Genomic DNA, 5,422 nt, shown 5'->3' on the forward strand with positions numbered 1-5,422 from the left:
ACAAAAATTAACACACGAAAACCAGAAGAGCCAACAATTGATAAAAATCGCAGCAATGTCTGTCTCTATAAGGGTTTCATTCCTTATAACCCCCGTCCATTGCATAAGACAAACCGAAGAACCGTATCTTTTTACTCAAGTGTTTTATCGTCTTCTCCATTCTTTCAGGATAAACCATCAAGTCAGGTTTCGGCTTGGCTTTCTGTGCGCGAATTGCGAGTCTGCAATAGTCACGATTTTATTTGTCTCTTAATGATGAGATTACCATCACAATAATTCCTCTAATGCGCTTCACTAGAAATCTAAATCGCTGACGATAAACTGGAATAACTGAGTTTTTAGTTTTGCGATAGCGGATGGCAAGTTTTCTCGCAAGCAGAAAAATATTAGATTCATAAATATCAATATCCCAACGATAAATAATTTGTTTCAAGGTTCTTAAGTCGCCCATCTTTTCTAATGCTTCTGCTACGAATTCTAAAACATAATCATCTGCCTCTGTCAGTGCTTCAGTTAAAGCTGTTACTGCTTCTGGGTTGCCTATCTCACCTAACGCTTGTGCCGCAAAACCTCTGACACCCCAATCTGAATGATTCAGCAACTCAATTAAAGCTGACACTACTTCTGAGTTACCAATATCAATTAAAGCTGTTTTTGCATACCATCTGGCATCATGCTCTGAATACTTTATTACATCGATTAAAGCTGATATTGTTTCTGAATTGCCCATTTTGCTTAAAGCTAGTGCAGCAATGTATTGAACCTGATCATCTTCATCATTTAGTGCCTTAATTAAAGCTGGTATTGCTTCCGAGTTGCCAATATTTCCTAAAGTTTGTGCAGCTAACGCTCTGACATTCTTATCGGAATTATTCAGTGCTTCAATTGAAACTGGTATCACTATAGGATTGTTTATCTTGCTTAAAGCTGTTACCGCGAAGACTCTGATATTCTCTTCTGAATCATTTAACCCCTCAATTAAAGTTGGTATCACTTCTAAATTGCCCATTTTGCTTAGAGCATCTGCTGACACAAATCTGACATATTTATTTACATCATTCAAAGCTTCAATTAAGGCTGGTATCGCTGTCGGATTACCGATATTACCTAAAACCATTGCTGCCGTGCTTCTAACTTCATAATCCGAATCATTTAGCATCATAATTAAAGCTGACACTACTTCTGGATTGTCGCTATCATCTAAAGCACCTACAGCCATGCGTCTAACATACTCATCTGAATGATTAAGTGCCTTGATTAAAATTGGTAAAGCTTCTGGATTACCTTTTCCTTTTAAATAAACTGTTAACAATATTGCTGAATAATATCTGAGAAGATTATTGGAATCCTCTAGTGCCATACTTAAACCTGGTATCGTTTCTGGGTTGCCAATTTTGTCTAATATTTCGCCCAAAGATTCTATAGCTTTGCTTCTGATAGTCTCACCTGAATTGCTTAGTGCTGTCATTAAAGCTAATACTTCTTCTGGATTAAGAAGCAAGCTTAAAGCGGTTTCTACACAGTCTCTACCAGTCTTATCTGAATCATTAAGCGACGCAACAATAAAAGCTTGTCTAGATTCTGGATTAACCACCAACGCCAAAGGAAAATGTGCAAAAATCATCGTTGCATAGCTTCTAACTTCCTGATAAGGATTATTTAGTGCCTCGATTAAAATAGGCATCGCTGCTGTGCTGCCAATGTTGTTAATTTTTACTAACGCTTCTACCGCATATTTCCTAACATTTTCATCTAAATGATTAAGTGCTGTCATTAAACCTAAGTAGGCTTTCTCAGTGCCAATATTTAATAAAGCTTCCGCCGCTTTACCTCTGACTTTCTGATAGGGATGATTAAGTGCCTCAATTAAACCTGACACCGCTTCTGGAGTTCCAATTTTACTTAATGCTTCTACTGCCTTATTTCTGACAAGTTCATCTGCTGCATAATATATATCATTTATTTCTGAATCATTCAGCACCGCAATTAAAGCAGACACGGCTTCTGGGTTGCCAATATTACCTAAAGCTTCTGCCGCAAAGTATCTAATATAAACATGAAAAGCTGAATGATTCACTGCTTCTATTAACACTGGTACTGCATCTGGATTAGTAATCTTACTTAAAGCTACTGCTGCATAACTTCTGAAATCCCCATCTGAATTTTTAATTGTCTCGATTAAAGCTGACACTACTGCTGAATTGTTAATTTTGCCTAACGCTTCTACTGCATTGTTTCTAGTTTTCACATCATTAAGTGCTGTAATCAAAGCTTGTATTGTTTCCGAATTACCAATACCAATTTCACCTAGAGCTTTCACTCCCCAAAATTTGACACTTTTTTCAGAATCAGATAGTGTTGAAATTAAAGAGGGTAAAGCTAAAGATTGCTTTTTGTTAATTTTTCCTAAAATTATTGCAGCATTATCTCTAAACCAATCTGAATAATTGAACGCCCGAATAATAGTTGGTAATGCTTTGGGATTGCCAATTTCTCCTAATGCTTTTAATGCCCAACCTCTGAATGGTTTTTCTTTATACAAATCTAATTCAAAATCTAGTATAGGTTTACGTTCTCTCTTTATTTCTTTTATATCGTCTTCTGCATAACCTTTAATTCTGTTTTCTGAATCATCCAATGCTGCACTTAAAGCGGATATCGATTCAGGATTGCCGATTTTACCTAACAATTCTGCTGCATTAAATTTACTATCTCTGACATACCAAGGTAAATCCTTAAGTGCGTTTTCTAATCGTCTTCTCATCACGGGAAAAGTCTTCCCTAATGTCACCATTGTCTTGTTGATATACTCTAAACTAAAATCACACTGCCACACCTTATAAAGCTTATCGACTATCTGATTAATCAGAGAATCTTGAATATTTTTACTTTCCGCCAGACAGTTACTAGCCAGTATCAATAAAGTCGCAAAAATATCATCTTTTTCCTGTAAAATTGCTTCTAACAAAAGACTAGCATCAGACATCATCCCGGCTAACAAAATAATCGTCTCATGCCAATCATGATCCCAGAAATGCGCCTTGACTAACGCAATTCCATCCTCTTGATTTTTCTTGATTCGTTGATGAAGATAACAAGCAGTAAAATACTCCTGGAAAGTCCGATGTAAAAATAGATATTGATCTCCTTTTTCATGAAACTTTTGAATAATCCCATCTTCTTCGCACAACTCTATCATCAATTCATCACTATTTGATTGCTGGAAAATTGTTGATACTTCTTCATGACGTAAATATCTTTCTAAAACATTAAAAAAGTCTTCTTCTTGAAAAATAAAAATTTCTTCTTCTCGACAAGATAACTCATAAGCCACAATCTCTAATAATCTGATCTTCGCTATCCGCTTTCCGCCTGATACTGATACCAGCTTTCTATTTTCTACCCAATCACGCAGCATATAATCAACTGCTTGTTTATATACTTCATTGCGTTTTGCTGGCAGAATTAAATTTTGAGTTTGATAGAGACTACAAATCAAAGAAAGTAATAAAGGATTTTGTGCTAAACCCTGAATTTGCGGTTTATTTTTCAACTCCTCAATTAAACCGTCCGCTGATACCAAATCATTCTCTAAATAACCTTCCGCATTAACAAACCAGGTTTTGATATATTCGGCTGTCTTTTGATCAGTAAAGGGAACAATTTCTACCTCTTTGACTTCCCCTGAAAATTTGCCACCATAACCCACAATGCGAGAAGTTAGATAAATTTTACAAGGAGAATTATCTAAAAAATTCTCAAGTTTTGTATTTAGCTTATGTAGTTGTATAGAAGAAACTTCGTCTAAAGCATCTAAAAATAAGACACATTTTCCCTGTTCTAGCTTTTCTTTGACAATAGACTCAATCTGAAAATTTTTATCAATTAACTGAGGTATTATATTAGTAATGTCATCATTTTTTTCTGCCAATTTATTTGCTAACTCAGATAGCCGAAAATACAAAGGAAGAATCACATCCTTAACCTTAACCTTCTCCCGATTGTTTAAGAAGGGTTGAGGAGTATTAACACCTAACTTCCCTAATTCTTCCCTAGCAATTTTTAATGCTTCCATCCTTAAAAGAGTTGATTTACCCATTCCAGGATCAGCAAGAATCATCATTTTATTGTGTTTATCCTTGGCTTCTTCCCAATCAACTTGCACTTTTTTACTTTCTTCCCGTTGCTGTTCCTCAGTAAACCCTTTTAAGGCATAGATTTTCTTTAATGTTCCCTCATCACCTGTATAAGCTTGCCATGTTTCAATCTCATGGTTATAGCGTCTTTCTAAAGTAACTTCAATAGGAATATATTGCTTTAATAACGAGATTTTTTGACGAGTATGAAAGAATTGAAGATATTGAAATTCATCTTAAATTTTTTCTAAAAATCGACAAACAGCATTTTTGGTAGGTTCTAACCCCAGTTTATCTAAAATATCTAAAATATTATCCCACCGAATCACATAACTTTCATCAGTTTTACTCGATTGAATAACCCCTAAAACTCCTCCTAATTCTTCCGAAAAAACAGCACCTCCGCTTGTACCCCTATCAACCTTAGCATTAATTCTGTGAGTCAGAAAATTAGAAGATTTATCAGGTAATTTATTCCAAGGATTCTTATATTCAATCTTATTATTAGGATAAGTCGAAAGCAGATTTAAAGGCGCACTGACAGTAATTTTATCGGCATTCACATCAAATCCTTCTGGAAAATTCTTCTCTTTTTCTCTAGGAAATCCATAAACTGTGACGCAATTTAACCCAGCTTGAAAATTAACAATCTTCACAGGTTTAGCATTCTCAATCTTAATCTTAAGAATAGCAATATCAACTTCTGGATTAGAATATTCTTGACACCATTGAGATGCGTATTCTTTCCCTTGATAATTTACTTTTAAAGAGGGTAAAAGATAGATAACGTGATGACAGGTAATGAGATAACCATCTTCTCGAATAATAAACCCAGAACCCACCGTATCCCCTTTTTCATTGAGGATTTTAACCATTGATTCTTGTAGATAGTCGAGATTGGATTTAGTCATTATTCTTCAGTTAAATTAAAATCAATGCGTTGATAAATATCCAGCAATGACATTTGAAAATCCACAGAATTAAACCTTAAAGTATCCTTGTCTGATTCAGATGCTTTAAACAACCACTCCCCATTATTTTGTTGATAAAATTGTTCAACATAATAACGGTATTGATCAATCAAAATATATTCTTTAAACTCAGGAATTGAGCGATAAAACTTAAACTTATCAGTACGGTCATAATCTCTAGTTGATTTCGATAAAACCTCGACAATGATTAACGCATTAGTTACAGTGTTTGTGCCTTTTCCTTCATATAATGGTTTGTCTTTAATCACCATGACATCAGGATAAGTATAAAAGCGATATCTTGGCATCCATAAC

General features: G+C 34.8%; 3 protein-coding genes. All 3 read right to left on the reverse strand.

What is annotated here, in order from left to right:
• Nucleotides 1-238: 238 nt before the first annotated feature.
• Nucleotides 239-4,165 carry a HEAT repeat domain-containing protein gene (locus PX482_RS14040; protein WP_288095652.1) on the reverse strand — a complete coding sequence of 1,309 codons (3,927 nt, stop codon included), beginning with the start codon at nucleotides 4,163-4,165 and terminating at the stop codon, nucleotides 239-241.
• Nucleotides 4,166-4,372: 207 nt separating this feature from the next.
• On the reverse strand, nucleotides 4,373-5,011 hold the full coding sequence (locus PX482_RS14045) for a S1 family peptidase (protein ID WP_288095653.1): 639 nt from the start codon (nucleotides 5,009-5,011) through the stop codon (nucleotides 4,373-4,375).
• A gap of 35 nt (nucleotides 5,012-5,046) precedes the next feature.
• Nucleotides 5,047-5,422: Uma2 family endonuclease (locus PX482_RS14050; RefSeq protein WP_288095654.1), on the reverse strand; the 376-nt coding region annotated here is incomplete at its 5' end.

Origin of the sequence: Microcystis sp. M53602_WE12 (assembly GCF_030065455.1) — a bacterium.
GTDB classification, from domain to species: domain Bacteria; phylum Cyanobacteriota; class Cyanobacteriia; order Cyanobacteriales; family Microcystaceae; genus Microcystis; species Microcystis aeruginosa.